31 protein-coding genes are annotated in these 26,750 nt (G+C 65.4%); 12 read left to right on the plus strand and 19 right to left on the minus strand.

From position 1 onward, the window contains the following. Positions 1–117 precede the first annotated feature (117 nt). Together KZZ07_RS23210 and KZZ07_RS23215 are read right to left on the minus strand one after the other, a co-directional pair. Entirely contained in the window at positions 118–999 is an 882-nt protein-coding gene (locus tag KZZ07_RS23210) for a Hint domain-containing protein (protein ID WP_219518035.1), read from the minus strand. A gap of 112 nt (positions 1,000–1,111) precedes the next feature. Continuing rightward, entirely contained in the window at positions 1,112–1,333 is a 222-nt protein-coding gene (locus KZZ07_RS23215; RefSeq protein WP_219518037.1) for a sulfurtransferase TusA family protein, read from the minus strand. Between the two features lie 111 nt (positions 1,334–1,444). Here KZZ07_RS23215 and KZZ07_RS23220 point away from each other — a divergent pair, with 111 nt between their 5' ends. The 5 genes from KZZ07_RS23220 (at position 1,445) to KZZ07_RS23240 (ending at position 6,661) form a co-directional block, all read left to right on the plus strand. Continuing rightward, complete coding sequence (locus KZZ07_RS23220) at positions 1,445–2,200, plus strand: cytochrome c biogenesis CcdA family protein (protein ID WP_219518038.1); 756 nt, start codon at positions 1,445–1,447, stop codon at positions 2,198–2,200. Between the two features lie 65 nt (positions 2,201–2,265). Beyond that, positions 2,266–3,507 carry a hypothetical protein gene (locus KZZ07_RS23225; RefSeq protein ID WP_219518039.1) on the plus strand — a complete coding sequence of 414 codons (1,242 nt, stop codon included), beginning with the start codon at positions 2,266–2,268 and terminating at the stop codon, positions 3,505–3,507. Continuing rightward, positions 3,504–4,853 (plus strand): cytochrome P450, encoded by a 1,350-nt coding sequence (locus KZZ07_RS23230; protein ID WP_219518040.1) that lies wholly within the window; start codon positions 3,504–3,506, stop codon positions 4,851–4,853. Before KZZ07_RS23225 ends, KZZ07_RS23230 begins: the two co-directional genes overlap by 4 nt. Positions 4,854–4,983: 130 nt before the next feature. After that, positions 4,984–5,886 (plus strand): fructose bisphosphate aldolase, encoded by a 903-nt coding sequence (locus tag KZZ07_RS23235; protein WP_219518041.1) that lies wholly within the window; start codon positions 4,984–4,986, stop codon positions 5,884–5,886. 262 nt (positions 5,887–6,148) lie between these two features. Continuing rightward, positions 6,149–6,661 carry a hypothetical protein gene (locus KZZ07_RS23240; RefSeq protein ID WP_219518043.1) on the plus strand — a complete coding sequence of 171 codons (513 nt, stop codon included), beginning with the start codon at positions 6,149–6,151 and terminating at the stop codon, positions 6,659–6,661. Positions 6,662–6,764: 103 nt separating this feature from the next. Here the strand turns inward: KZZ07_RS23240 and KZZ07_RS23245 are convergent, their stop codons facing one another. Then, the gene (locus KZZ07_RS23245) at positions 6,765–7,427 is read right to left on the minus strand and encodes a helix-turn-helix transcriptional regulator (protein WP_219518052.1); all 663 of its coding nucleotides are present in this window, start codon (positions 7,425–7,427) and stop codon (positions 6,765–6,767) included. Between the two features lie 281 nt (positions 7,428–7,708). Here KZZ07_RS23245 and tatA point away from each other — a divergent pair, with 281 nt between their 5' ends. Genes tatA through KZZ07_RS23265 form a run of 4 tightly spaced genes read left to right on the plus strand, consistent with a single transcriptional unit; the run spans position 7,709 to position 10,256 of the window. Continuing rightward, complete coding sequence (tatA, locus tag KZZ07_RS23250) at positions 7,709–7,939, plus strand: twin-arginine translocase TatA/TatE family subunit (RefSeq protein ID WP_219518053.1); 231 nt, start codon at positions 7,709–7,711, stop codon at positions 7,937–7,939. Between the two features lie 6 nt (positions 7,940–7,945). Further along, the gene (gene tatB, locus KZZ07_RS23255; RefSeq protein ID WP_219518056.1) at positions 7,946–8,428 is read left to right on the plus strand and encodes a Sec-independent protein translocase protein TatB; all 483 of its coding nucleotides are present in this window, start codon (positions 7,946–7,948) and stop codon (positions 8,426–8,428) included. Beyond that, a complete protein-coding gene (gene tatC / locus KZZ07_RS23260) occupies positions 8,425–9,399 on the plus strand; it encodes a twin-arginine translocase subunit TatC (protein WP_219518058.1) in 975 nt (324 codons plus the stop codon). The genes tatB and tatC overlap by 4 nt, the downstream gene beginning before the upstream one ends. Further along, positions 9,396–10,256 carry an ATP-binding protein gene (locus tag KZZ07_RS23265; protein WP_219518063.1) on the plus strand — a complete coding sequence of 287 codons (861 nt, stop codon included), beginning with the start codon at positions 9,396–9,398 and terminating at the stop codon, positions 10,254–10,256. Before tatC ends, KZZ07_RS23265 begins: the two co-directional genes overlap by 4 nt. On the opposite strand, the gene KZZ07_RS23270 is transcribed toward KZZ07_RS23265, so the two are convergent. Next, on the minus strand, positions 10,253–10,957 hold the full coding sequence (locus KZZ07_RS23270) for a winged helix-turn-helix transcriptional regulator (protein WP_219518065.1): 705 nt from the start codon (positions 10,955–10,957) through the stop codon (positions 10,253–10,255). The two genes, KZZ07_RS23265 and KZZ07_RS23270, sit on opposite strands and share 4 nt — an antisense overlap. A gap of 93 nt (positions 10,958–11,050) precedes the next feature. On the opposite strand from KZZ07_RS23270, the gene KZZ07_RS23275 reads away from it, so the two are divergent. Next, complete coding sequence (locus KZZ07_RS23275; RefSeq protein ID WP_219518067.1) at positions 11,051–11,869, plus strand: class I SAM-dependent methyltransferase; 819 nt, start codon at positions 11,051–11,053, stop codon at positions 11,867–11,869. A 63-nt stretch (positions 11,870–11,932) separates the two neighbouring features. On the opposite strand, the gene KZZ07_RS23280 is transcribed toward KZZ07_RS23275, so the two are convergent. The 5 genes from KZZ07_RS23280 to KZZ07_RS23300 all read right to left on the minus strand — a co-directional run bounded on the left by KZZ07_RS23280 (position 11,933) and on the right by KZZ07_RS23300 (position 15,995). Continuing rightward, entirely contained in the window at positions 11,933–13,099 is a 1,167-nt protein-coding gene (locus tag KZZ07_RS23280) for a peptidoglycan DD-metalloendopeptidase family protein (protein WP_219518069.1), read from the minus strand. Between the two features lie 77 nt (positions 13,100–13,176). After that, positions 13,177–13,818, minus strand: coding sequence for a protein-L-isoaspartate(D-aspartate) O-methyltransferase (locus KZZ07_RS23285; protein WP_219518071.1), 642 nt, complete (start codon positions 13,816–13,818; stop codon positions 13,177–13,179). After that, positions 13,815–14,600, minus strand: coding sequence for a 5'/3'-nucleotidase SurE (gene surE / locus KZZ07_RS23290; RefSeq protein ID WP_219518073.1), 786 nt, complete (start codon positions 14,598–14,600; stop codon positions 13,815–13,817). Before surE ends, KZZ07_RS23285 begins: the two co-directional genes overlap by 4 nt. Before the next feature lie 117 nt (positions 14,601–14,717). After that, positions 14,718–15,380: an SDR family NAD(P)-dependent oxidoreductase gene (locus KZZ07_RS23295; protein ID WP_219518075.1), complete on the minus strand. Its 663-nt coding sequence runs from the start codon at positions 15,378–15,380 to the stop codon at positions 14,718–14,720. 51 nt (positions 15,381–15,431) lie between these two features. Continuing rightward, entirely contained in the window at positions 15,432–15,995 is a 564-nt protein-coding gene (locus tag KZZ07_RS23300; protein ID WP_219518077.1) for a DUF2199 domain-containing protein, read from the minus strand. A gap of 98 nt (positions 15,996–16,093) precedes the next feature. Between KZZ07_RS23300 and KZZ07_RS23305 the strand changes: the two genes are divergently transcribed. Further along, a complete protein-coding gene (locus KZZ07_RS23305; protein WP_219518078.1) occupies positions 16,094–16,405 on the plus strand; it encodes a hypothetical protein in 312 nt (103 codons plus the stop codon). Between the two features lie 2 nt (positions 16,406–16,407). Here the strand turns inward: KZZ07_RS23305 and KZZ07_RS23310 are convergent, their stop codons facing one another. The 9 genes from KZZ07_RS23310 to alr form a co-directional block, all read right to left on the minus strand. Continuing rightward, positions 16,408–16,674 (minus strand): hypothetical protein, encoded by a 267-nt coding sequence (locus KZZ07_RS23310; protein ID WP_219518080.1) that lies wholly within the window; start codon positions 16,672–16,674, stop codon positions 16,408–16,410. A 240-nt stretch (positions 16,675–16,914) separates the two neighbouring features. Then, positions 16,915–18,414 carry an amidophosphoribosyltransferase gene (purF, locus tag KZZ07_RS23315; protein ID WP_255564544.1) on the minus strand — a complete coding sequence of 500 codons (1,500 nt, stop codon included), beginning with the start codon at positions 18,412–18,414 and terminating at the stop codon, positions 16,915–16,917. Between the two features lie 103 nt (positions 18,415–18,517). Further along, positions 18,518–19,081, minus strand: coding sequence for a CvpA family protein (locus tag KZZ07_RS23320; RefSeq protein WP_219518082.1), 564 nt, complete (start codon positions 19,079–19,081; stop codon positions 18,518–18,520). A gap of 74 nt (positions 19,082–19,155) precedes the next feature. Beyond that, positions 19,156–20,523, minus strand: coding sequence for a DNA repair protein RadA (gene radA / locus KZZ07_RS23325; protein ID WP_219518084.1), 1,368 nt, complete (start codon positions 20,521–20,523; stop codon positions 19,156–19,158). A 164-nt stretch (positions 20,524–20,687) separates the two neighbouring features. Further along, positions 20,688–21,158 (minus strand): paraquat-inducible protein A, encoded by a 471-nt coding sequence (locus KZZ07_RS27845; RefSeq protein WP_370631241.1) that lies wholly within the window; start codon positions 21,156–21,158, stop codon positions 20,688–20,690. Beyond that, a complete protein-coding gene (locus KZZ07_RS27850; protein WP_255564545.1) occupies positions 21,155–21,541 on the minus strand; it encodes a hypothetical protein in 387 nt (128 codons plus the stop codon). The genes KZZ07_RS27845 and KZZ07_RS27850 overlap by 4 nt, the downstream gene beginning before the upstream one ends. Beyond that, positions 21,538–22,284, minus strand: a complete 747-nt coding sequence (locus tag KZZ07_RS23335; RefSeq protein ID WP_219518088.1) for an ABC transporter ATP-binding protein — start codon at positions 22,282–22,284, stop codon at positions 21,538–21,540. Before KZZ07_RS23335 ends, KZZ07_RS27850 begins: the two co-directional genes overlap by 4 nt. Positions 22,285–22,390: 106 nt before the next feature. Further along, positions 22,391–23,122 (minus strand): MlaE family ABC transporter permease, encoded by a 732-nt coding sequence (locus KZZ07_RS23340; RefSeq protein ID WP_219518145.1) that lies wholly within the window; start codon positions 23,120–23,122, stop codon positions 22,391–22,393. 47 nt (positions 23,123–23,169) lie between these two features. After that, positions 23,170–24,207 (minus strand): alanine racemase, encoded by a 1,038-nt coding sequence (gene alr / locus KZZ07_RS23345; protein ID WP_219518090.1) that lies wholly within the window; start codon positions 24,205–24,207, stop codon positions 23,170–23,172. 119 nt (positions 24,208–24,326) lie between these two features. Here alr and KZZ07_RS23350 point away from each other — a divergent pair, with 119 nt between their 5' ends. After that, a complete protein-coding gene (locus KZZ07_RS23350) occupies positions 24,327–25,094 on the plus strand; it encodes an adenosylcobinamide-GDP ribazoletransferase (protein ID WP_219518092.1) in 768 nt (255 codons plus the stop codon). Positions 25,095–25,232: 138 nt separating this feature from the next. Here the strand turns inward: KZZ07_RS23350 and KZZ07_RS23355 are convergent, their stop codons facing one another. After that, on the minus strand, positions 25,233–26,720 hold the full coding sequence (locus KZZ07_RS23355) for a replicative DNA helicase (RefSeq protein WP_219518101.1): 1,488 nt from the start codon (positions 26,718–26,720) through the stop codon (positions 25,233–25,235). Between the last annotated feature and the right edge of the window lie 30 nt (positions 26,721–26,750).

Raw genomic sequence — 26,750 nt, forward strand, 5'->3', positions numbered from 1 at the left:
GGGCGTAAAAACAAAAGCCTGCCGACCTATCGGTCGGCAGGCTGCAGGAGTTATGTCCTATGGAACGGAATGGCGCCCGAACCGGCGGGGCCTTTTTTGTTTCCTTTGGACCGCGGCCTAAGCGGTCAGGCGGTCGGTTTCCGTCGCGCCGTCCAGCCGCTCGCGGAGCTCGGCGGGCACCAGGCGCCGCGATGAGACTCGGGGCCGGTTCATTTCGGGAATGATCCGCTCGGCCCCGTAGAGGTCGAGATACTCCTGGAAATTGTCGAACTGGCTGCGCCCGACCGCATCGACAAATGTCTCGGCCGGGGTTCCGTTGGCCAGGATCACGTCATGCGCGGCGGTCTCGATATGGTAATAGGTCACGCGTTCGGGGAGCTGTGACATGGGAACGAAAGAGATGCTGTCGCCGTTCACCAGGGCAGCCGCGTTGACGACAAGCCCGTCCACGATCAGCCCGTGATCTGCCGTAACGGTCAGATCGCGGTGGGGCAGGCCATCGCCCAGTGCACCGGCACGCACGCGCACGGCCTGCAGGGCGTTGCCCGCCACCGCGGTCAGCCGTGTTACGACGCCAATCCAGACGACCTCTGTCGCGCCGCCCTCATCCGTGGTGACGAAATCGCCGGTCTGCAACTGCTCGACCGCAACCTCTCCCTCCGGTGTCGCGATCCTCGTACTCGGCGCGAAACAGGCGCCCGTGAAGGTGGTACCATTGGTCACCAGGGTCGATGGCGGCGCAACCGGCAGCTCATCCATGAAGATCACTGCGAATGTCGGATCCGATGTGTAGATGAAGGTGGGCCATTCCTGCCCGTTCACCGTCATGGTGCCCGCGTAGGTATAGTCGGCCGAGAATGAGGTGACGTGGTCTCCGGTCTCGAAGGAGGTATCCGGGTCGCCGTCGCTCAGGACCGAGGTGAACGGCCCCTGAATGGGTGACGGCATCAGATTGCCGTTCTGGTAGGCGACGGAATAGGTGGCTGTGAATGTTCCCATTTACTCGCTTTCTGGTCTTGATGGAAAAAGCGCCCTGACTGAGCGCTGGAAAACATGCGGTCGATCTAATTATATTTTCACGGAACCGTCCAAGAAATTATGAACGCCCGGGTCAAACCTTGCGGATACGCCAGGTGATGGCCCCGGCCTGTTCCTCGTGGCCCTCCAGGACATGCCCGGCCTCGGCGCAGAAATGCGGCACGTCCACCACGGCCGCCGGATCGTCCGTCATCAGCATCAGAACCTCGCCCGTGGCGATGCCCTGCAGGCGTTTGCGGGCCTTCAGGACGGGCAGGGGACACAACAGGCCGAGGGCGTCGAGTTCATGGGTCATGCGTCTGATCTAGCCGCTTGTCCGGGCAAAGAAAAGCGCCCGCGCGCCATGCCGGAGATGTGACAGAGAGGTCAGGTGACGCCGCCGCGCCAATGGCCTATGTCAGGGCTCATGTTCGGAATCGAGATCATCGACGCATCGCTCTTGCCCGCCATGTTCGTGGCGCTTCTGGCCGGGGTCATTTCCTTTCTCAGCCCCTGCGTGCTGCCCGTGGTGCCGCCCTACCTTGCCTACATGAGCGGGGTGTCCCTGACGGACCTGGGCGACCGCGCCGGCGCGACACGCAACAAGGCGCTGATACCGGCGCTGTTCTTCGTGCTGGGCCTGTCCACGGTCTTTCTGCTGATGGGCTTTGCCGCCTCGGCGGTGGGCGCGACCTTTTTGCAGTACCAGGAGTGGTTCAACACCGCCGCCGGGATCATCGTCATGATCTTTGGCGCGCATTTCGTCGGTGTCTACCGGATCGGGTTCCTCGACCGCGAGGCGCGGCTGGATGCGGGCGATAGGGGCGGGTCGGCCTTCGGCGCCTACATCCTCGGGCTTGCCTTCGCCTTTGGCTGGACGCCCTGCATCGGCCCGCAACTGGGCGCGATCCTGAGCCTGGCGGCCTCCGAGGCCTCGGTCACGCGCGGCACGCTTTTGCTGGCGGTCTACGCGGCGGGCCTGGGCATACCCTTTCTGCTGGTCGCTGCCTTCCTGCCCAGGCTGGGCGGCCTCATGGGCTGGATGAAACGGCATATGGAACAGATCGAGCGGGCGATGGGCCTCCTTCTGTGGACCATTGGCCTGCTGATGCTGACCGGCGGTTTCTCGGCGCTGTCCTTCTGGTTGCTGGAGACTTTCCCGGCGCTGGCGGCCCTGGGCTGAGGCGCGACTGCCTTACTCTTGCCGAAAACCCCCGTTACCATTGCCGCAACAATGAGGTGCGGACGATGGGCATTGACCAGGCCGAAACATCGCAGGACGTCAGCAGGCGCCGGGTTTTCTACATTCCCGGCTATGACCCGATTCATCCGCGCCGCTACCGAGAGCTTTACCGCAAGGAAGGTGCCGCGCAGGCCGGGATTTCCGGCTACGAGATCGGGCTGAAGCCCAAGCGCACCGGCGGGCTGTATGGCTGGCACGTGGAAAGCGAGACGGCGGGGCAGGCGGTTTCGGCGGATGTCGAGGTTCTGGTCTGGTCCGACATCGTGCGCGACAGCATGTCGACCTCGATCCTCGCCACCTACGCACAGCTTGTCCGCACCGCCTGGGAATATATCGCCACCGGGGCGCTGTTCCGCCTGATGCGGCTGCGCAAGGGGCCGGTGATCGCCGCGCTTTACCCGATCGGGATGTTGCTTTTGCAATTGGTGCTGGCGCTGCTGGCGGGTTGGATCGTGTTTGCGTTGATCGCGCTTCTGGCGCCCTGGCTGGGCGCGCTGGCGACGATCCTTGGTCTTGTCGCCTGGGCCGGGATCGCCTGGGGCCTCATGCGGTGGTTCAAGAAGAAGGACGGCAAGTTCTTTGCCTACTACCTGATGCACGACTACGCTTATTCGGCGCAATTCAGGGGCGCCAACCCGCCCGAGCTGGAGGCGCGCATGGGTGACTTCGGCGAAATCATCGCTGCCGCGCTGTGCGATGACGTGGACGAGGTTCTGGTGGTTGGCCATTCCTCTGGTGCGCATCTGGCGGTGTCGATCCTGGCCGACCTGATCCGTGACGGGCGCGTGCCCGCGAACGGGCCGAAACTGGCGTTCCTCAGCCTTGGGCAGGTGGTGCCGATGGTGTCCTTTCTACGTGCCGCGCATCGGCTGCGGGCGGATCTGCGATACCTCAGTGCCCGGGATGAGCTGACCTGGGTGGATGTGACCGCGCCCGGGGACGGCTGTGCCTTTGCGCTGTGCGATCCTGTCAGCGTCTCGGGCGTGGCGCCGCCAAACAAGCGCTGGCCGCTGGTCTTTTCGGCGCAGTTCACGAAATCCCTCAGCCCAGCCCGCTGGAAGGAGCTGCGGTGGAAGTTCTTCCGCCTGCATTTCCAGTACCTCTGCGCCTTTGACCGGCCGCTGGACTACGATTATTTTCAGATCACTGCCGGGCCGCTCAGTCTGGGCGCGCGCTATGCGAACCGCCCGCCTTCGGCCAGCCGGATCGACGTGGCGGTGTCAAAATTCACGAGCATTGCCGCATGACCCCACCGAAACCGGCGGCGCGGCCTGACCGGGTCTCGCTCTGGCGCTACGTCAAACTGTTCCGGCAAGACATCCTCTCGGCCCAGCCCGCGCGGCTGTACAGGGCCAAGATGGCCGAGTTTCGCACGCCGTTCTTTCGCTCCTACCTGCTGAACCAGCCGGATCTGGTGAAGACGGTGCTCAAGGACCGGCCAATGGATTTCCCGAAATCCGACCGTATCGGCGAGGGGTTGCGGCCATTGCTGGGCGCTTCGGTCTTTTTGACCAATGGCGAGACGTGGCAGCGGCAAAGGCGCATCATCGACCCGGCCTTTGAGGGCGGGCGCCTGCGTGAGACCTATCCGGCGATGTGGGAGGCGGCCCAGGCGGCGCTGGCACGGCTGACCGCACGGGCAGGGCAGGAGGTGGAGATCGAGGAGATCACCAGCCATGCGGCGGCGGATGTGATCTTTCGCACCCTGTTTTCCATCCCCATCGAGGACGACATCGCGCAAGAGGTCTTTCACGAGTTCCGCGCCTATCAGCGGACCCAGCCGATCCTGAACCTGGCCGCCTTCATCCCGGTGCCGCGCTGGATGCCCCGGTTTTTCCGCCGTGATACCAAGGCGGCGGCCCGGCGCATTCGCGGTCTCATCACGAAATTGACTAAGGACCGGCAGGCGGCCATCGCCGCTGGAGAGGCGCCCGACGACCTGACCACCAAGATCATGACGACGCGCGACCCCGAGACAGGGCAGACCTTCAGCGCAGAGGAGATGGTCGACCAGGTTGCGATCTTCTTCCTCGCTGGCCATGAAACCAGCGCCTCGGCCCTGGGCTGGGCGCTGTACCTCATGGCGACGCATCCGGGCTGGCAGGACAAGGTGGCCGAAGAGGCGCAGACGCTGAAGACATGCGATTTCGCGGATATTTCAAAGCTGCGGATTTGCCGCGACGTGTTCCGCGAGGCGCTGCGCCTTTATCCGCCGGTGCCGATGATGGTGCGCGAAACCACCTGCCCGGAACGCTTCCGCAACCGTGACATTCCCGAGGGCTCGCAAATGGTGCTCAGCCCCTGGCACCTGCACCGCCATGAGGGCCTGTGGGAGAACCCGGATGGCTTCGATCCCGCCCGCTGGCAGACCGAGAACGGCAAGACCTGCGGGCGCGAGGCCTACATGCCCTTTTCCGCCGGACCGCGCGTCTGTACCGGCGCGGGATTCGCGATGGTCGAGGGGGTGCTGCTGCTCTCGCTGATCCTGCGCGACCTGCAGGTGGATCCTGTCCAGGGGCGCGAACCGGTGCCCGAGGCGCATCTGACGGTGCGCTCCCGGGACGGGATCTGGTTGCGCGTGACCAGGCGGTGAGACGAATTTACGGCGAAAGATCGTCTCCGCGTCGCAGTTAGCGATAACCCTTGTCGCGGCCACTATACCCATCGCAGCGCCTGCGCTATCGAAGCCGCAAACGCCTTTCTTCTCATCACACGAGGATTTCATGGGACAGGACGCCGCCACCTTTGCCAAACAGGTCGAACAGATGCGCACCGGAGCGGGCTTTATCGCCGCGCTGGACCAGTCCGGGGGCTCGACGCCCAAGGCGCTGCGCCTCTACGGTGTGACCGAGGACATGTATGACGGCGAAGACGCCATGTTCGGCGAAATCCACGAGATGCGCAGCCGAATCATCACCGCCCCGGATTTCACCAATGCCAAGGTCATCGGTGCCATCCTCTTCGAGCGCACCATGCGCGGCGAGGTCGAGGGCAAACCGACGCCGCAGGCGCTCTGGGACGTGCGCGGTATCGTGCCCTTCCTCAAGATCGACAAGGGGCTGGAGGACAAGGCGAACGGCGTCCAGCTGATGAAGCCGATCCCCGGCGTCGAGGAGACTCTGAAAGAGGCGGCTGAATTCGGCATCTTCGGGACCAAGGAACGCTCCGTCATCCACGAGGCGAACCCCGAAGGCATCAAGGCCATCGTCGCGCAGCAGTTCGAGCTGGGCATGACCGTCCTGGCGGCGGGCCTGGTGCCGATCCTGGAGCCTGAGGTGGACATCAACTCGCCCACCAAGGCCGAGGCAGAGGCGATGCTCAAGGCCGAGATCAAGGCGCATCTTGACCAGCTGGCCGAGGGTCAGGACGTCATGCTGAAGCTGACGATCCCGACCGAGGACGGTCTCTATGACGACCTGGCCGACCATCCCCGCGTGATCCGCGTGGTGGCCCTGTCCGGCGGCTATTCCACCGACGAAGCCTGCGAGCGCCTGGCGCGTCAACCCAAGATGATCGCCTCGTTCAGCCGTGCCCTGGCCGAGGGCCTGACCAAGCAGCTGTCGGATGATGATTTCAACGCGGCCCTGGCGGCAAATATCGACAAGATCTATCAAGCTTCCGCCTGAACCACGGCAAGACCTGACCTGTACAATCAGCCCCGCGTCCTGACCGGACGCGGTTTTTTTTTGTCCGGAGGCGATTTTTCCGCAAAGCTTTGGCGGGATTTCAGAGGCTTGGCGCGGGGCGGGGGTTTTCCACACCTGCGTGGGCCAAGGATCGTCGCCTATCTTGCGTCTCATATTCGACGTTCGGACCAAGGCAGGACGCAACCGCCCCCGGACGGACCAAGGACCCAGGACCAAGCATTTTTACCAAAGGAACAGACCCGTGAAAAACTTTGCCAAGATCGCCTTCGCCGCCCTCGCGCTGACTGCCACCTCCGCTGCCGCCGGGCAGGGGGACAAGATCACCGCGATGGGCTACGGCCATTCCCAGCAGCAGGCCAAGATCGTGACCATTCAGACCTGGACCGTCGCGGCGCATGAAAGCTACGGCTATGCCGACTGGAACACCGCCTATGTCGGCCAGATGGAATGCGTGCAGAACTACGCAAAGACCACCAACGAGATCACCACATTCTCGCGCGAGGTGATCAAGATCGGCGGCGACCAGAGCGCGCCCTGGACCTGCATCGTCAGCGGCTACCAGGACGTCCAGACCGGCTACAACGGCGGCTATGACGGCTACAAGCCGGCCAAGGACTACGGTCACAAGGCACCGGTCTATGGCAGCCACAAGAAAGTGCCGACGCTGGGCTATGGCGGTGGCTATGCCGGTCACGGTGGTGGCTACACCGGCGGATATTCGGGTGGCTACGGCGGCTCGGCCTACAAGTACTGATTTCGGGCTGGTCCGAGCGCGGCCATCCCCACGTCCCTCCTGGCTGCGCCAGCTCCGAAGACCCCGGTGTTCCCTCCCGCACCGGGGTCATTTTATGTCTGCATCATCCGGATGTGACGCGCCGCCAGTCGGCCAGGGTCTTTCCCGGTTCGTCCACGAACAGCCCTGGCAAGGGCGTGAGATCGTCGATCCGGTCGACCCGCAGGCTGAGAAATCGCCCCTCGGTCTCATCCCAGCCGACGCAGGTCCAGACCCGTCCGAAGTAATCCAGGTGCAGGGGGCGGATATCGTGGCTCTTGCCGCCAGTGTCCACGCGCAGGCGCTGGCGCGCGCGGATCGCCGAGCGGATCACCGGCATATGGATAAAGCCGCGCGCGGCTTCGGCAAAGGATTCCGTGGCAAAGCCGAAAGGCGCGGGCGCGGGGCCCGCATCCTCTGGCAGGACCGCCTCGATCTTGGCCGCCAGAGAGCGCGCCGCGCCGGCCTGTTCCGGCAGGTCGGAGGCCCCCAAAGCGGCCAGCGCGAGGTGCAGGGCCTCCAGCTCGTCCTCGGTCAGGTTCAGCGGCGGCAGGGTGATCGCCGCCTGCACCGTGTAGCCGTAGCCGCGCGCGCCCTCGACCGGCACGCCCGAGGCGGCCAGCACCTCCATGTCGCGGTAGATCGTGCGCACCGAAACCCCAAGGTCCTGTGCCATCGCCTCGGCGGTGTGCAGCTTGCCGTCGCGCAGGCGCTGCGTCAGCGCGTAAAGCCGGTCCTTGCGGTTCATGCCGTGCCACCCTTCCTATGTCTGTCCAGCCGGTGGAGCCGGGGACAAGGCCCTTCGAAGGGCCTTGCTCAACGCGTTTGGAAACGCGTTGCGCCAGCCGATTCCGGACAAATTTCAGGACACATACTGACAAAATCCTGACAACTGACAAGCTCATGACAAAACGAGTGCGCAAGCGCGTCGGATTGGCTCTTTTTCGACCGGGGGAGAACCTATAAATGACCCAGTGGGATTGATGCGCGGGCGCGGGAAAGCGATCCGCCGACCTTAGGAGAGACATCATGGGAATCGGAAACATCGGCCTTCCCGGCCTTCTGCTGATCGCCGTTGTCGTGCTGGTGCTGTTCGGCCGCGGCAAGATTTCGTCGCTGATGGGCGAAGTGGGCAAGGGCATCACCGCCTTCAAGAAGGGCGTGAGCGACGGCCAGCAGGAACTCGAAGACCAGAAGGCCGAAGAGGCCAAGGACGTGACGCCTGAAGAAGAAGAAGCCAAAGACAAGGACAAGGTGTAAGCCACCATGTTCGATCTCGGCTTCGGCGAACTGCTGGTCATCGGCATCGTTGCGCTGATCATCGTCGGTCCCAAGGACCTGCCGGTGCTCTTTCGCAACGTCGGCCGGTTCATGGGCAAGGCGCGCGGCATGGCGCGCGAGTTCAGCCGCGCGATGAACGACGCGGCGGATGAATCCGGCATGCGTGACGTGGCCAAGACCTTCAAGTCGGCCACCAACCCGGTCAGCAGCGCGATGGACGGCGTCAAGGATGCCGCCAAGTCCATGACCAACCTGGACCCGGACAGCGAGACCGGCAAGCTGGCCAAGGAACGCGACGAGGCCAAGAAAAAGATCGAGGCCAACGCCGCGCGCAAGGCCGCCGAGCGCAAGCAGCGCGAGGCCGAAGAGGCCGCGCGCCGGGCCGAGGAACTGGAGGCCTCTCTGAAGGCCCCCGATGAAGAGCCCGCGCCCAAGGCGGCGCCGGACGAAGGGGACAAACCGGCATGACCAATGCCCAGGACGAGATCGAGGACAGCTCGGCCCCGCTGATCGAGCATCTGGCGGAACTGCGGACACGGTTGATCCGGTCGGTGGTGGCGCTGCTGATCGGGATCTGTATCTGTTTCATTCCGCTGGGCGGCGATTTCATCGCCGAGCACATCCTGCGTTTCCTTCTGGGGCCGATCGAGGCGACGCTTCGTGCGTTGGGGGATCCCTCGCCGACGCTGCAATACACCAGTCCGCAGGAATATCTCTTCGTGCTGTTCCGCATCGGCCTTGTGTTCGGATTCGCAATGGCCTTTCCGGTCATCGGCTATCAGATGTGGCGTTTTGTGGCGCCGGGCCTGTACCGGACGGAAAAGAGCGCCTTTCTGCCCTTCCTTGTCGCCTCGCCGGCGATGTTCCTGCTGGGGGCGAGCTTTGCCCATTTCGTGGTGACGCCGCTCGCGATGGCCTTTTTCCTGGGCTTTACGGATGCGCCCTCGGTCTTTGCCAACCTGATGTCCGGTTCGGTCGACGCCGACGGGATCGCCGCCGCCGTGGTGCCAGAGACCTCCGAAGGGCTGAGGATCACCTTCTTCGGCAAGGTCAACGAGAGCCTGCAGACCTCGCTGGTTTTCATCATGGCCTTTGGCCTGTGTTTCCAGCTGCCGGTGCTGCTGACGCTGATGGGCAAGGCCGGACTGGTTTCGGCAGATGGCTTGGGCAGCGTGCGCAAATATGCCGCTGTCGGCATCCTGCTGCTGGCCGCGCTGGTCACGCCGCCGGATGTGGTCACGCAGGTGATCCTGTTTACGGTTGTCTATGGTCTCTACGAAATCTCCATCTTCCTGGTGCGCCGCGTCGAGAAGAAGCGCGAGGAAGACCTCAAGGCGCAAGGCCTGTGGTTCGAGGAAGAGCCCGACACCGAGAATGACCCGCTGATGGACGAATTCGACGAAGAAGAGTTCGACGAAGGCGAGGACCGCCAGAAATGAGCGGAAAGAAGGCCAAGAGCACCGCGGCGCTGGAACGCATCGCCGCGGCGCTGGAACGGATGTCGCCAGCCCCGCAGGCGGAGCCGGCGTTCGACGGGGCAGAGGCCTTTGTCTGGCATGTCGAGCCGGACCGTCTGGTGCCGGTGGCACAGGTCAATCGCATCCCGCTGGACCTGCTGGTGGGGATCGACCGGTCCCGCGACACGCTGCTGGAGAACACCCGCCAGTTCGCGCGCGGGCTGGCGGCCAACAACGCGCTTCTCTGGGGCGCGCGGGGCATGGGCAAGTCGAGCATCGTCAAGGCGGTCCACGCCGCCGTGCGCGCCGAGGGCCACGACCTGAAGCTGGTCGAGTTGCAGCGCGAGGACCTGGCCTCTGTCGGGCGGCTGCTGAACGTGCTGCGGCGCACGGATCATCGCTTTGTGCTGTTCTGCGACGACCTGTCGTTCAGCCATGACGACGAGCATTACAAGAGCCTCAAGGCGGTGCTGGACGGGGGCATCGAGGGGCGGCCCGAGAACGTGCTGTTCTATGCCACGTCGAACCGCCGCCACCTGATGCCGCGCGACATGATCGAGAACGAACGCTCCACCGCCATCAACCCGTCAGAGGCGGTCGAGGAAAAGGTGTCCCTGTCGGATCGCTTTGGTCTGTGGCTGGGCTTTCATCCCTGTTCGCAGGATGAATACCTGGAGATGATCCAGGGCTATTGTGATGCCTATGGGGTCAGCGTGGCCGAGGAAGAGCTGCGCGCCGAAGCGGTGGAATGGCAGGCGACGCGCGGGGCGCGGTCGGGCCGGGTGGCCTGGCAGTTCTTTACCGATCTCGCGGGACGCAAGGGCGGGTCGCTGGGCTAAGCCCGGGTGTGCCCGGCGTCGCCCCGTTGCGAAGGGATCTGCGTCAACGGGCCGAGGTTCAGCCAATCTGTGAGGTGCCTCCGGGCCCAGCTGTCCCCCAGGACCTCCAGCCGCTCTGTCTCGATCGCCCGGGCGGGGCTGAGGTCCCCGCGAAGCAGATAGATCGCGTCCGGTAGCGTGCAGGCGAGATAGAGGTTCACCTCTCCGCCGGGATCGTCCAGGCAAAGCTCGCAGGTGCCTTTCTGGTTCAGGAACCACCAGAGACGTTTCGAGTCGACCTGATCCGCCAGTTCAAGCCGGACAAGACAGCGCCTGGCGCCGAAGGCCCCCGGATCGGTGCCACTTTCGAGCCCCCAGACGAGAAGACCCAGGTCGATCTCGTGGTCCTTCAGCCTGCGGCGTGTCCAGCGTTGTCCCCAGATGCCAAGCGCCTCGACAATCGGTACGAACTCGCGGCCCGCATCGGTCAGCCTGTAGCCCGGGTGTCTTTCGCCCATGTGGCACCGTTCGATGACACCTTCCTCGATGAGCCATTTCAGGCGGGATGACAGCAGCGACGGAGACATCAGGGGCACGCCGCGCTTCAGCTCTGTAAAGCGGCGCGGCCCGGCGGCAAGATCACGGACAATCAGCGCGTTCCAGCGCTCGCAAAAGAGCTCTGCCGCCTTGGCGACCGGACAGAACTGGCCGTAGGGTTTCACGCCGGACTCCCGTGGTACAGATCTTGAACTATACCGCATGGCGGTCGTTGCGTCACCTTCGGGCTGCAAGCCAACAGTCTCGGAGGGCGAACCATGACCACATCCACTGCAGCGACCGGACAACTGTCGACCTCGGCTGCCGAAGTCTACGACGCCTTTTTCGTACCCGCGTTGTTCGGGGCCTGGGCAGGGCCCCTTTGCGATGCTGCCAAGGTCATAGCGGGCAGCAGCGTTCTGGACGTCGCCTGCGGGACCGGCGCGACAACCCGCGAGGCTGCCCGCCGGGCAGGTGACGCGGGCCAGGTCACCGGGCTTGACCGAAATGACGGCATGATCGCGGTGGCCCGTGGACACGGGGCCGGTATCACCTGGGTGGAGGGGCGCGCAGAGTCCTTGCCTTTTTCATCCGGGAGCTTTGATGTCCTGCTCTGCCAGTTCGGGCTGATGTTCTTTGACGACCGGGCCGCGGCACTTGGCGAAATGAGGCGCGTTCTGCGCCCCGGTGGCCGGATCGCCCTGTCGGTCTGGGACAGCGCCAGTAACTCGCCGGGCTATGCAGCCATGATCGCCCTGATCGAAGAGATGTTCGGGGACCAGGCCGCCGGCGCCCTGCGCGCGCCCTTTGTGCTTGGCGATCCGGCGGATCTCGCAGCCGTGCTTGACGCCGGTGGGCTGGGTGGGGCGCAGGTCACCACCCGGACCGGCACCGCGCGCTTTGCCTCGATCCGCGATTGGGTGCGGACGGATGTCAGGGGTTGGACCCTGGCGGACTTCATCGATGACGCAGGGGTCGAGGCCCTGGTGGCTTCGGCAGAGCGGCAGTTGGGCCAGTTTGTCGGCCCGGACGGCGGAGTGGTCTTTCCGGCGCCAGCGCATATCGCGACCTGGGAAAAAGGCGTGCCGGAGGCCTGATGCCGGGCTTGAAGACGACAGGCCCCGTCGCGCGGCGGCGGGGCCTGCTGATGCGCGATACGATCAGCGCAGGTAGGACATCGGGTCCGCGCTGTCGAGGCCTTGGCGCACCTCGAAGTGCAGGAAGCCGACTTCGCCCGGGGCGACGCGGGCGATCTGCTGCCCACGGCTGACGGAATCGCCGACACTCACGCTGATATCGGCCACGTTCAGGTAGACCGTGTTCACGTTGTCCGGGTGACGGACGATGATGAAGCTGGAGCCATTGGTCTTTTTCGACACGCTGATGACCGATCCGGCGGCAGCGGCGGCAACCGGCGTGCCGGGCGAGGCGCTGATGTCAATGCCGGGGTTCGAGCCGGGGTTGTATTCGCGGATGATCGAACCGGACACTGGCATCGTCATGCTGCCCTTCGCCTTGGCCTTGTTCTGGCCGATGTCGGCCACGGGCTTTTCGGGTTTGGGCGTCGGGTCGGCGGTGCCACGCGGTTTGGGTGTCTCGGCGGGCAGGGGGGCGGCGGCCGAAGGCGGCACCGGCGTCGGCGATCCCGATCCCGGCGGCGTGGTGGCCGGCTCCGAACGGCGCGGTTCCGTCGGCTTGGCCACGGGGATCAGAAGGTACTGGCCCTCGCGGATCGAGAAATCCTTGTCCAGCCCGTTCCATTCCGACAGGGCGCGCGGCGACACCTGGTAGAGCCGGGCGATGGTAAAGGCGGTTTCGCCCCGGGCGACCTTGTGCCGGACCGGTTCGACGCCTGCCTGCGGGTCCGCCGTGCGGCGCGAGGTGTCGGGCGCGCCGTCGATGGCGTTGGAGGCCAGGGTGGTGACGTCCACGCTGGACGGCGAGCGGATCGGGCCAGTGGTGGTGGCGCCGGTCGCGGGCGAGGGTTCGGCCACGCGGCGGGGCAGGGCGATGATCTCGCCCCGGCGCAGCGGGTCGTTCGGGCGGATGCCGTTGTAACGGCCCAGCTCGTCCGCAGGCAGGCCGATGCGGGCGGCGACATCGGCCAGGGTATCGCCCCGCTGGGCAACGGCCACCTGGTAGCTGGGGTAGGAAATGATTCCGCGGTTGTCCGGCTCTGGCCGGGCGGTCGTGGCCTTGAGCGCGGCATCGGTTGTGTCGACGCCGCCACCGATCCCGCCGCGCAGGTCGAAATCGACCCCGTCGGAACAGGCGGAAAGCAGGGCAACAAGGGCAAGCGCCGTCATGGGGCGGGAGGCAAGTGTCATCTCGATATCCTCACATGCACCCCTTGTCTCCGGGGCGTCACAGGTTGGCGGCGCCTGTCCGACACCGCACCAGCCGGTCAGTCCTTGCCAAGCCCTTCGACCAGCGGGACGAAACGCACCGGGCGCATCTCGTGGTACTCATACCCGCTGTCGGTCCGCGTCACGCGGATCAGGCTTTGCACGGCGTCGGACTGGCCCACCGGCACCACCATGATACCGCCAATCTTCAGTTGCGCCAATAGGGGGCCGGGGGGGTCTTCGGCGGCTGCGGTCACAATAATGCGGTCAAAGGGCGCCTGGTCGGGTAATCCGAACGAACCGTCGGCGGTGAAGGCGGTGATATTGGTCAGCTCAAGCGCTTCGAAAACCGCCCGCGCCGCATGGACCAGCCGCCGGTGCCGGTCGACCGTGTAGACCCGGCGCGCAAGCTGGGACAGGATCGCCGCCTGGTAGCCAGAGCCGGTGCCCACCTCCAGCACCTTGTCGCGCGGCCCGATCTTCAGCGCCTGGGTCATCAAGCCGACGACGGAAGGCTGCGAGATAGTTTGCCCGCAGGCGATGGGCAGCGGCATGTCGTCGTAGGCGCGGTCGGTGAAATAGCCCTGGATGAAACGTCCGCGGTCGATGCTTTCCATTGCGTTCAGCACGGCTTTGTCCGTCACGCCCTTGGAGCGCAGCGCAAAGAGGAATTGCATCTTTGCTTCGGCGTCGAAGCTCATGAAAAGGCGTCTTTCAGGCTGTCCAGCGCCGCGTGATCGGTCAGGTCGGCCAGCATCGGCGTGACGGTGATCCAGCCCTTGAGGTTCAAGTCCGCATCGGTGCCGCTGTCGGTTGCGGCGCGCTGGTCGCCGCCGCGCACCCAGAGGAAACGCCGGCCGGACGGCGAATGCGTCGCCTCGACGGAAAAGCGGGTGTCGCGGCGCAGGCCCTGCGGCGCGACCGTGGTGCCCGCCACGTCATCCGCCGGGACCGGGGGGAAATTCACGTTGTAGAAGCGTCGATAGCCGCCCGCGTGGCCCGGATCGGCGGCCAGGATGGCCCGCACAGTCGCCGCGCCATGTATGGCGGAGGCCTCGAACGGGTTGTCGGCCAGGGCGTTGGCGGGGCCGTAGTACTGCGACAGGGCGATGGCGGGCAGCCCCTGCAAAGCGGCCTCCATCGCGCCGCCCAGCGTGCCGGAATAGAGCGCGTTCTCGGCCGAGTTGTTGCCCCGGTTCACGCCCGACAGCACCAGGTCCGGTGGATTGTCCTTTAGCACGTCATGCACTCCGGCCAGCACGCAGTCCGCTGGACTGCCTTCGGCGGCAAAGGTGCGGTCGTCCAGTTGCGCGATCATCGTCGGGTGGCTGTACGAGATGCAATGCGCCACGCCCGATTGCTCAAAGGCGGGGGCCACGGTCCAGACCTCGCCCGAAGGCCCGGCCAGATCGGCGGCGATGTCGGCAAGAACCTTGAGACCCGGCGCGTTGATGCCGTCGTCATTGGTGATGAGAATGCGCATGAAGGGGTGCCCGTGCTGGTTTGTTCTTCTCTAGGGGCTGGACCGGTTGTGTTGCAACCCTCTGATAGGCCGGTCGCGCCTGGCACCTCACGGGCGAGGTGCCGAAGCCACGGCCCCTCAGGTAAGCGTGGCGATCAGGCGCGCGGCCTCGGCCTCTGGCGTGGCCAGCGTGTCGCGGTTCTCTCCGGGGTGAAAGCGGGCGCGGACGGAGGTGGCCATCGGGCGCGGTTCCAGCACATGGACCCGGGGGCCGGTGCGTTCGGATTCAGCGGCCCAGCTGCGGGCCAGGGCGATCTGGGCCGCCTTGGTCGTGCCGTAGAGGCCGTAGAATTTCTCTCCCTTGACGGGATCGTCGAAGAACAGGGCCTGCCCGGTTTCCCCCAGCAGCGGCGCGACGAAGGGGACAAGGTGGCCCATCGCGTCGGCATTGGTGGCCAGCGACTTCTGCCATTCCTTCGGATCGATATGAACCGCCGGGGTCAGCGCGCTGGCATGGACCGCCGTATGCGCCCAGAGCGCCAGCGTGCCCTCACCCTCGGGTGTCTCGGGCGACCAGCGGTCATGAATCGAGCGGCAGAGATGGGCCATCGCGTCGCGATCGGTGACATCCATCGGCGCCAGGGTGGCCTGGCCGCCCTTTGCCTTGATGCGGTCGTCGAGCTCTTCGAGCCCGCCGACGGTGCGGGCAACGGCGATGATATGATGATCGGGGGCAAGTGCCTCTGCCAGGGCAAAGCCCAGGCCACGAGAGGCGCCGGTGATGAGGGCGAGCTTGGTCATGGCGGCTGATGTGCCGGGGTTTCGCGAGCGCGTCAAGCGCGGCGCGTTGCCTCAATCCGCGGCAAGATGCGGGCGAATGTCGTCGCCGCAGGCGGCGTAGATCTCCAGCAGGTCGTCAAACGAAATTCCCTGTGCCTGCGCCTCGGCCAGCGGGCCATCGGTAGCGGTCAGTCGTGGGCGTTGTGACGGGTCGGGCAGGGTGAGCGTGACGGCGCTCTCGGCCTCGTCCTCGAACAGGGGCAGTGCATTGGCCAAGAGGCCCTCGGCAGGGCCGAAGGGCTGGTCCGGGTGCTCAATGGTCGCAAGATAGGCGCGAAAGACCGGCTCGGGCACTTCGGCCCAGGGGCCAAAGGAAAACCAGTCCTCGCTGCCGCGCAGGGGCAGGGTCAGCACGGCGCGCAGGAAATAGCGCGCCCCGATGCGGCAGAACTCCGGTCCCAGCCGGTCATTCTCGATGTCCAGGTCGTCTTCGCCCAGGCGTTCCCCATGCGGCCATGCGTCCGGCGCGTCGAACCCGATGTCAAAAATGCCCGAGAACCGCCGTCCACAGCAGGGGCAGGCCCGGTTCGGGTCATTGAAGCGGCGCCAACGGCTGTCGAGAGCTAAAAGGGTCATGTCTCGGGTGTGAGGGGCTTTGCCCGGACGGTCAAGAGGCTGGGCAGGCGGTCTGCCTTACGGCATGCTGTCCCCAAAAGCGATGCGGGAGAGTGACGATGCTGAAACGGATGCTGACGATCTGTATCTTGCTGCTGCCGGGTGCCCTCGCGGCGGATGAGATTTCGGGCGACTGGTGCGCGCCGGACGGGCAGATGCTCACCATCAAGGGAAGCCGGGTGGTCGCTCCCTCGGGGATCGAGACCGATGGGCAATACAGCCGCCACCGATACCGGTTCGTCATGCCCGAGGGCGGGCATGACGCGGGCGTGACGGTGGTGATCCGGCAATTGTCCGAGGAAGAGGCCCTGGTCAGTTTCGGCGACGACGCGCCCGTCAGCTGGACGCGCTGTCGCGACGTGACCAGCTGACCCTACTGGGCGACCGGCTGGGTCAGCCAGCGGGTCTGGCCCTTTTGCAGCAGGGCGATGCGGCCATCCTCGATCGCGACAATCGGGTCTCGGCCGATCTTGTCACCCTGTTTCAGCGTGACGACCTTGCCTTTCGAGGTGCGCACCATTGCCTTGCGGGCTTCGCCGCCGCCGAAGGTCCCGAGCAGGATCAGCTTGTCGAGGTTGCCCGTCGCGGGCGTGGTGGCGGCCGCGATGACGGACTGTGGTGTTGCGGTTTCCTGTGCCATGTCCTGGTTCCGTTTTGAACAGATCAGGGCAGATACTGCGGTGCAGCATCCGGGGGAAGCGGGGGCACGAGGCATCTGCCAAAGCCCGCCGAAACCGGGTGCGACACTGGCACGGAATCGCCGGTTTCGCTTGGAGCGTTCAGCCGGGCAGGGGCGGCACCGTGATCCCCATGTCATTCAGCGCATCGACATGGGGCAGGCGGGCGCGCAGCCGGTCCAGCAGCGCGCCTTCGGCGGTGGTTACTCGGCCGCCTTCATCTGAAAGCCCTTTTCGATCATATCCGCGGGTTCCACCGGGTATTCACCCGAGAAACAGGCGTCGCAATACTGCGGGCATTTGGTGTCGCGGCCCTCGGCCTCGCCCACGGCGCGGTAGAGACCGTCAAGCGAGATGAACTTCAGGCTGTCGACGCCCAGGTGGCTGCACATCTCGTCCTCGGACATGGTGGCGGCCAGCAGCTTTTCGCGCTGGGGCGTGTCCACGCCGTAGAAACAGGGCCAGGCGGTGGGCGGGCTGGCGATGCGGAAATGCACCTCGGCCGCGCCGGCGTCCAGGATCATTTCCTTGATCTTACGACTGGTGGTGCCGCGCACAACCGAGTCGTCCACAAGGATCACTTTCTTGCCCTTGATGAGCGCGCGGTTGACGTTCAGCTTCAGGCGCACCCCCATGTTGCGGATCTGCTCTGTCGGCTCGATGAAGGTGCGGCCCATGTACTGGTTGCGCACGATGCCCATGCCGTAGGGAATGCCGCTTTCATGCGCAAAACCGATGGCGGCGGGGGTGCCGCTGTCAGGCACGGGGCAGACCAGGTCCGCCTCTACCGGCGCCTCGCGCGCCAGTTCCACACCGATCTGGCGGCGGGTCTCATAGACGGACCGTCCGCCGATGATCGAATCGGGGCGCGAGAAATAGACATGCTCGAAGATGCAGAACCGCGGCTTCGCGGGCCGGAATGGGCGGATCGATTCGACGCCATTCTCGGCGGTGATGACAACCATCTCGCCCGGTTCGATCTCGCGCACGAACTCGGCGCCGATGATGTCCAGCGCGCAGGTTTCGGACGACAGGCACCAGCCATCGCCGACCTTGCCCAGCACCAGCGGGCGCACGCCCAGCGGGTCGCGCACGCCGATCAGCTTGGTCCGGGTCATCGCGACGACGCTGAAGGCGCCTTCGACCCGGCGCAGCGCGTCTTCCATCCGGGCGGGGATGTCCCGTTGCAGAGAGCGGGCCATCAGGTGGATGATGCATTCGCTGTCAGAAGAGGACTGGAAGATCGAGCCGCGCTCGATCAGTTCGCGCCGCAGCGCCTCGGCATTGGTGATGTTGCCATTGTGGGCAATCGCCGCGCCGCCCATCGAGAACTCGCCGAAGAAGGGCTGCACGTCGCGGATCTGGGTCGGGCCCTTGGATCCGGCTGTGGAATAGCGGACGTGGCCGATAGACAACTGTCCCGGAAGGGTCTCCATCAGCGATTGCTTGGTAAAGTTGTCACGGACATAGCCGAAGCGGCGGGCAGAGTTGAAACCGTGGTCGGGGTGGTACGAGACGATGCCGCCCGCCTCCTGCCCCCGGTGCTGCAGGGCGTGCAGGCCGAGCGCCACAAAGTTGGCGGCGTCGGTCACGCCGACCACGCCGAAGATTCCGCATTCCTCTTTCAGCTTGTCGCCATCGTCCGGATCGCGGACGGCGTCGAAATCGAAAGGATGTGCCGGTGGGAAAATAGGGTCGGACAAGTGCAGCTCCGAATCCGCTTCGCATTTGCAGCATTACTTAGTCTGCAGCGGACGGAATGTCACGAAACGATTACAAGAGGCAGCCCGGCGGGCTGCCCGGCGATTATTGAGCAGGTGCCTCGCAGACGCTGACCAGCTGTTCGTACTGCGCGGTGATCCAGCCAAGTGCCTGTTCGGGGTTCTGTTCCTCGATCTGGTCGGTGAACTGGGCAAAGACCGCCGCCGACCGCGAGTCGTTGATCATCGGAATGTCCTGCGAGGTGATGACCACCTCGTAGACAAAAAAGGCGATGGCCACCAACAGGATGCCACGCGCCACGCCAAAGAGAAAGCCAAGCGCCTGGTCCAGCCCGCCAAGGGCGGATTTCTTGATGAGCGAGGAAAACAGCGGCGTGAACAGGGACACGACCACCAGCGCCAGGGTAAAGATCGCCGCAAAGCTGGCGATGACCGCCAGTTCGCAGCTGTCGGCAAGGAATTCTCCGATCACCGGGATTTCCTTGACCAGCGGTTGCAGCTGGTCGGCAAAGAGAAAGGCCACGATCGCGGCGGCGACCCAGCCCAGGATCGCCATTATCTCACGCACAAGGCCACGGGAATAGGCCAGCAGAGCCGACAGCAGGATGACGACGCCCACCACGCCATCGACGATTGTAAAGCCTTCCATCTGCCGCGTCCGCCTCTTCTGCTCAGGCCCTCCGGCCCGTTGTCGTGTCTGTTACCGTGGTTTCGCCCGGTCCGCTATCCCGCACCGAAGACATCGCCGACAAAAGCGGTCAGATCGGGCATCCGGGTCAGCGCCATGCCGCCGGATGCCGCGGCCTTTCCCCCTTCCGGCAGGATCGCCTTGGAGAAACCAAGTTTGCGCGCCTCTTTCAATCGGTTTTCGGACTGCCCGACGGGACGCAGGCTCCCTGATAGGCTGATTTCGCCGAAAACGACAGTATCGGGGGGCAGCGGGGCGTCCTCACGGGCGGAAAGTAGCGCAGCGGCCACAGCCAGATCCGCCGCCGGTTCGCCCACGCGCATGCCGCCCGCGACGTTCAGGTAGACGTCCAGACCGGCAAAAGGGATGCCGCAGCGCGATTCGAGCACGGCCAGGATCATCGCCAGCCGGCCGCCGTCCCATCCCACGACCGTGCGGCGGGGCTGGCTGTGCGGGCTGGGGGCGACAAGGGCCTGGAACTCGACCAGCACGGGCCGCGTGCCCTCGATCCCGGCAAAGACCACCGATCCCGGCGCGGGCTGGCCGCGTTCGGCAAGGAACAGGGCCGAGGGGTTCGGCACTTCCGACAGGCCGCCGCCGGTCATCTCGAAGACGCCGATTTCATCCGTTGGGCCAAAGCGGTTCTTGACGCTGCGCAGGATGCGGAACTGGTGTCCGCGCTCGCCCTCGAAGTAGATCACGCTGTCGACCATGTGTTCGACCACGCGCGGCCCGGCCAGCTGACCTTCCTTGGTGACATGGCCGACCATCATGACCGCGCTGCCGGTGCGCTTGGCGAAGGTGGTCAGCTCATGCGCGGCGGCGCGCACCTGGCTGACCGAGCCCGGCACGCTGTCGACATTGTCCGCCCACATGGTCTGGATCGAATCGATGATGGCCAGGTCGGGGCGGCTTTCATCCAGCGTGGTAAGGATGTCGCGCAGGTTGGTTTCCGTCGCCAGTTTCACCGGCGCCTGTTCCAGGCCCAGGCGACGGGCACGCAGCCGCACCTGGGCGCTGGCCTCCTCGCCCGAGATATAGACGACCTTCAACCCGGCATTGGCAAAGGCCGCCGCCGCCTGCAACAACAGCGTCGACTTGCCGATCCCCGGATCGCCGGCCATCAGCACGGCGCTTGCAGGTACGAGGCCCCCGCCCAGCACGCGGTCGAACTCATCCAGCCCACTGGCGGTGCGCGGGGGCGGGTCCTCCTTGGTGGACAGGTCGCTCAGCACCACGGCGCGGCCACGCGACTTGCCCAGACTCTTGCCCGAGGGACCCTGGCTCAGCGGCTTTTCCTCGACGATGGTGTTCCACTCGCCGCAGGTTTCGCAGCGGCCCGCCCACTTGGTGCCAGTGGCGCCGCAGGATTGGCAGACGAAACGGGTCGAAGCTTTGGCCATGTGGTCTCCGCTGGCTGGTCACGGGGGGCTTATGCCGCATCCCGCAGCCGGGGCCAATGGGCCGAAGGGGCTTGTGTCGCGCCCTGTTTCTTTGGGCTGAAAATACCTCCGGGGGTGAATGGGCCGCAGGCACAGAGGGGGCAGAGCCCCCTTCCACGGTTGGATCAGGGCGCGGTTCGGGATTTTTCCAAGAGGCCCAGCACGACCGAGCCGAGGATGCAGCCGGTGAACAGGTACAGGCCCCAGGCGGTTTCCACCCGGCCCACGCCCATGCCCTGCGCCAGCGTGATGTAGAGCGCGATCAGAAAGACGTCCGCCATGCCCAGCCGCCCGATCACGTTCAGCGCGGGCAGGGCCCGCCGGTCGAGCAAGCCGAACTGCACAAGCGCCAGACCCAGCGTCTTGATCAGCGGCGCCACCAGCGCAAAGAGCGTCACCAGCAACGCCAGAAAGACATCCGTGCCCCAGAGCGACTGCAGGCCGGAAATCAGGCTGATCTCGCTCATGCCGAACAACGGCAGCAACCCGGCGCGCATCAGCGGCGCGAACCAGGAGATAGGGTAGAGCAGAAAAAGCACCAGGTTGAGCCAGCGCAGGTGTCGGCGCCAGTCCGGAGACCCGGGGGCCTCTGTCACGAGGTCCACCACCAGAGACCCAGCAGCCCGGCCAGCATCGTCAGGTGTACAAGGTCGATCCAGCGCCAGCGGGCGCCGGGGGTGACGCTGCTGAGCAGAAAGAGGCCCGAGGGCACCAGCAGGGCGGTGATGCCGCCACTCTGTGCCATTGTGCGGGCGGCGGAGGCATAGACCATCCCGTCGTTCAGACCGACGGCGGGCGCAAAGACCGTCGCGACACCGGCCAGGGCCAGCGCGAGCGCCGCAAGCGCGGGCCAGCGTGCCGCGCCCCGCCCCTTGATCACGCGGATCGCCGCCAGCACCGCAAGAAGTTCCAGGTAGAGGAACTTCTTGGCGAAGAGAAAGAAAAGGACCACCGGGTCGGGCTGGAAGACACCGCTCATCGCACCGCCTCGATCGGGCCTTCGGCGCGGCCCGAGATGAACTGGTCGACATAAGCGTCGCCGCTGCTGTCCAATTGCGACACCGGTCCGGTCCACTGGATGACGCCATCGTGCAGCATGGCCACCCGGTCCGCGATGGCGCGGACGCTGGTCATGTCATGGGTGATGGTCATGGCGGTGGCGCCCATCTCGGTCACGATCTCGCGGATCAGCTCGTTGATGACGCCGGCCATGATCGGGTCCAGCCCGGTGGTCGGCTCGTCGAAAAAGATGATTTCGGGGTCGGCGGCAATGGCGCGGGCCAGACCGACACGTTTCTGCATGCCGCCCGACAGCTCTGCCGGAAAGCGGTCCGCCACGTCGGGCTTCAGACCCACGCGGCGCAGCTTGTCGATGGCGATGGCGCGGGCCTCGTCGCGCGGTTTCTGCAGCGATCCGCGCAGCAGGCGGAAGGCCACGTTTTGCCAGACCGGCAGGCTGTCGAACAGCGCGGCGCCCTGGAAGAGCATGCCGAACCGGGCGAGAAAGGCGTCGCGGTCCGCCTTGGTCACGTCCTGTCCATCCAGAGAGATGGTGCCGCTGTCCGGGGTGACGAGGCCAAGGATGCATTTCAGCAGCACCGACTTGCCGGTGCCCGAACCGCCGATGATGACCATCGATGTGCCCTTGTCGATGGTCAGGGTGACGTCGCGCAACACCCGGTTTTCGCCGAAGGCCTTGGAAACATGGCTGAGATCGATCATGACACACTGTCCTTGAGGCCGGGGACAAGCGCGTTCGAACGCGCTTGGAAAGCGTCTTTGAAGACGCTTTCTCGCCACATGCCCAATTGGTCGCGCAAGCTGACAGTCATAGTGTGAAGAACGCCCCCGTCAGCAGGAAGTTCGCGGCCAGGATCAGCACCGCCGCCGCCTCGACCGACCCCTTGGTGGCGCGGCCCACGCCCTGGGCACCGCGCCCCGAGGCCATGCCGAAATAGCAGCCCATCAGCGCCGCCAACCCGCCAAAGGCGCAGCCCTTGACCAGAGAGGAAATCACGTCGAGCGGTTCCAGGAAATCCATCGTGTTCTTGAGATAGGCCGCGGCGTTGAATCCCAGAGACCCCGTCGCCACGGCGTAGCCGCCGAAGATGCCGATCACATCGCCCACCGCGACCAGCAGCGGCACCACGATCAGCCCGGCCAGGACGCGCGGCGCGACGAGGTATTTCATCGGATCGGTGGACAGCGTGACCAGCGCGTCAATCTGTTCCGTCACCTTCATGGTGGCGATCTCGGCCGCGATGCTCGACGTTACGCGTGCGGCGATCATTAGGCCCACCAGCACCGGGCCAAGTTCGCGCACCATGCCGATGGCAACGATCTGCGGCACCACCGCCTCTGCGTTGAACCGCGCCCCGCCGGAATAGATCTGCAGTGCCAGCGCCGCGCCGGTGAAGATCGCGGTCAGGCCCACAACGGGCAAAGACAACCAGCCGATGTTCAACAGCGCCAGGCCCAGTTCGCGGGCATAGAAGGGGGGGCGCAGCACATGGCTGAGCGCGGTCAGCGCAAAGAGCGCCACACGCCCGACGACGGCCATTAGCGCCAGCGTTGCCCGCCCCAGCGCGCCGAAAGGGGACAGCAGGCTCACGCGCCGGTATAGGTGCGGGCGTAACGCGCACCCAGAGAGGTCAGGATCTCGTAGCCGATGCTGCCAGCCCAGTCGGCCAGGGTGTCGACGCTCTGGTGGCGGCCCAGCAGTTCCAGGCTTTCTGGCGTTTCGGCCACGGCGGTGACATCGACACCGATCAGGTCCATCGAGATGCGGCCCAGCACCTCGCACCGGGTTTCGCCGGCCCACAGATGGGCCTTGTGGCTCATGGTGCGCAGGATGCCATCGGCATAGCCGGCGGCAACGGTGGCGACTCGGGTCGGACGCTCGGCGGTCCAGGTGTTGCCGTAGCCCACGGTCTCTCCCGGTTCGACGTCGCGGACCTGAATCACCGGCAGGTCGACAAAGGCCACGGGCAGCGATTCGACAAAGGGTAGCCCGCCATAGACGCCGATCCCGGGGCGGGTGACGTCGAAGTGATACTCCGGCCCCAGTATGACGCCGCCGGTGGCCGAGAGCGAGCGCGGCGCCTCGATCCCGTCGGTCATCTGGCGGAAGGCCTGCAGCTGGCGGGCATTCATCGGATGATCGGGCTCGTCGGCGCAGGCCAGGTGGCTCATGATGAGGGCCGGGTGCTGTGACAGGGCGATGTCGCGCAGCGCGCTCCACTCGGCGGGTTCCATCCCCAGGCGGTTCATGCCGCTGTCCAGCTGGATGCCAAAGGCGTGACCCGGCAGGCTTTCCACATGGCGCAGCATCTGGTCGATGGAATTGATCATCGGGGTCAGCCGGGCGTCGCGGATCAGCGCGGCATCACCCGCCATGTGACCGGAAAAGACGCAGATTTCCGGTCCGGGGCCAAGGATGCGGCGCAGCTCTGCGCCTTCCTCGGCGATGGCGACAAAGAACCGCCGTGCGCCTTCGTCGGCCAATGCCGGGGCGACCTGCGAAAGGCCAAGGCCATAGGCATCCGCCTTGACCACGGCGCCGGCCTCGGCCTGCGCCATTTCGGCAAGTGACCGCCAGTTGGCGCGCAGCGCCGCGAGATCGATGGTAAGACGTGCCTGAGCCATGCCCGCTGTCTTTCTCAGGTTCTGGGTGAGGGTCAAGCGCGAAATCGCCGCGCGTGCGGGCTGGACGGCGGGCCTTTGCCGCTTATGCTGGATCTCCGGACAGTGCGGGAGGGTCAGGGATGTACGCGGCATTGCGGCTTGAGGGGCAGCTTTTCCTCCTGGCGCTGCGCTATCTGACCCGCATCCCGGTGCCGCGGGGCTTGCCGGTCTCGGACGACCTGATGGTGCGGGCGGTGAAATACCATCCTGTCGTGGGGGCGCTGGTGGGCGGGATCGGGGCGCTGGTGCTTTGGGCCGCGGCGCCGGTGTTGCCCTGGGCCACGGCTGTGATCCTGTCCCTGGCCGCCACGCTGGTGGCCACGGCAGGATTTCACGAGGCGGGTCTGGCCGACGCGGCCGAGGGACTGTCGGTGGGCCGGGACCGGGCCGAGGTCATCAAGATCATGGATCACACCCGGCTGGGAACCTATGGCGCCCTGACGCTCGCCTTGGTCCTGGGGGTGAAACTGTCGCTGCTGGCGGGGTTTTCGGTCGGACAGGCCTGCATGGCCCTGATCGCCGCTCAAGCGGTGGGCCGCATGGCGGCGGTGCATGTCACGCTGACCACCATTTATGCCCGCAGCGAGGGGATGCAGAAATTCGTCCCCAAGGTCACGCCAGACGGCTATCGCGTCGCACTGGCCTGCACGCTGGTGGTGCTGGCGTTGGTTTTGGTGCCGTTGGGGGGCGGCGCGGTGCTCTGCGGGTTCATCGGGTCGATCCTGTTGGCACAGGCGTTCCGGGCGCTCTGCGTGGCGCGGATCGGCGGCTATACGGGCGATTGCCTGGGCGGGTCCGTACAGTTCGGAGAGCTTGGCTTCTACCTCGGGCTGGCACTCTGGATTTGATTTTCAGATCAACGGGGTGCGCGCGAAACTTCACGTTTCGCACGAGGGTATGCCCCTTTGCCTTCGGCAACCCGGCCCGGCGGATCTGACGCCTCTTGACCCGGGTCGGATTGCCGCTCTGCCCGACGGGTATTCCGTCTACACCTGGCCCGCGTCGCCGTGCTGCCACGGCTTGACGAGGTTGCCGAAGCGGGTGAACTGGCTTTCGAAGGACAGTTCGACCGTGCCGATGGGGCCGTGACGCTGCTTGCCGATGATGACCTCGGCCTTGCCGTGCAACCGGCTCATGCGTTCCTGCCAGGCGGCCATCTCGTCCAGCCGGTCGTCCGAGGGCTTTTCCCGCTCGGCGTAATATTCCTCTCGGAAGACGAACATGACCACGTCCGCGTCCTGTTCGATCGAGCCCGATTCCCGCAGGTCCGACAGTTGGGGCCGTTTGTCGTCGCGGCTTTCGACCTGGCGCGACAGCTGCGACAGGGCGATGACGGGGATGTTCAACTCCTTGGCGATGGCCTTCAGACCCATCGAGATTTCCGCGATCTCCTGCACCCGGTTATCGGCGGTGCCGCGCAAGAGCTGCAGGTAGTCCACGATGATCAGGTCCAGCCCGTGCGTCCGTTTCAGACGGCGCGAGCGCGCCGCGACCTGGCTGATCGGCAGGGCGGGCGTGTCGTCGATGTAGAGCGGGCAGGCCTCGAGGTCCTTGGCGGCCTGGACGAAACGGCGAAACTCGGTCTCGTCCATGTCGCCCTGGCGGATCTTGTGGCTGGAGATTTCCGAGGCTTCGGCCAGGATCCGGCCCGCCAGCTGCTCTGCGCTCATTTCCAGGCTGAAGAAGCCGACCACACCACCGTCGATGGCGCCATTGCTGCCGTCGGGGCGTTCGCCTTTCTTGTAGGCCTTGGCGATGTTGAAGGCGATGTTGGTGGCCAGCGAGGTCTTGCCCATCGAGGGGCGCCCGGCGAGGATCAAAAGGTCGGAGGGGTGCAGCCCGCCCAGCTTCTTGTCCATGTCGATTAGCCCGGTCGAGATGCCGGCAAGCCCGCCTTCGCGCTGGTAGGCCGCGTTGGCGACATTAACTGCCTCTGTTACAGCCTTGAGAAAGCTTTGAAATCCGCTTTCCGTCTGGCCCTGTTCAGCCAGCTTGTAAAGCGCTTGTTCCGCCTCGACGATCTGTTCGCGAGGTTCGGATTTCACATCGACCTTGGCCGCCTTGTCCGAGATGTTCTTGCCCAGGCGGATCAGGTCGCGCCGTACCGCGAGGTCATAGATCATCTGCGCATAGTCGCGCACAGCGAAGGTCGAAACGGCAGACCCCGCCAGCCGCGCGAGGTAGGCGGTGCCGCCCAGTTCCTTGAGTCCCTCGTCATCCTCCATGAAGGCCTTGAGCGTGACCGGCGAGGCGAGGTTGTTCTTGGCGATGCGCGCGGCGGCAATTTCAAAGATGCGGGCGTGCACGGGATCGTAAAAGTGCTGCGCGCTGATGATCGCGGCAATGCGGTCGTAGATGTCGTTCTCGGTCAGGATCGCACCCAGCAACTGCTGCTCGGCCTCGATCGAATGGGGCATGGTCTCGGCGGACTGAACCTCGAGTCCGGTCGGATTGATTGTGGCGATCTCGTTCATTTTTCTCCCCCACTGCTCGGGATGGCGGCA

The organism is Mameliella sp. CS4, assembly GCF_019392335.1.
GTDB lineage: Bacteria > Pseudomonadota > Alphaproteobacteria > Rhodobacterales > Rhodobacteraceae > Antarctobacter.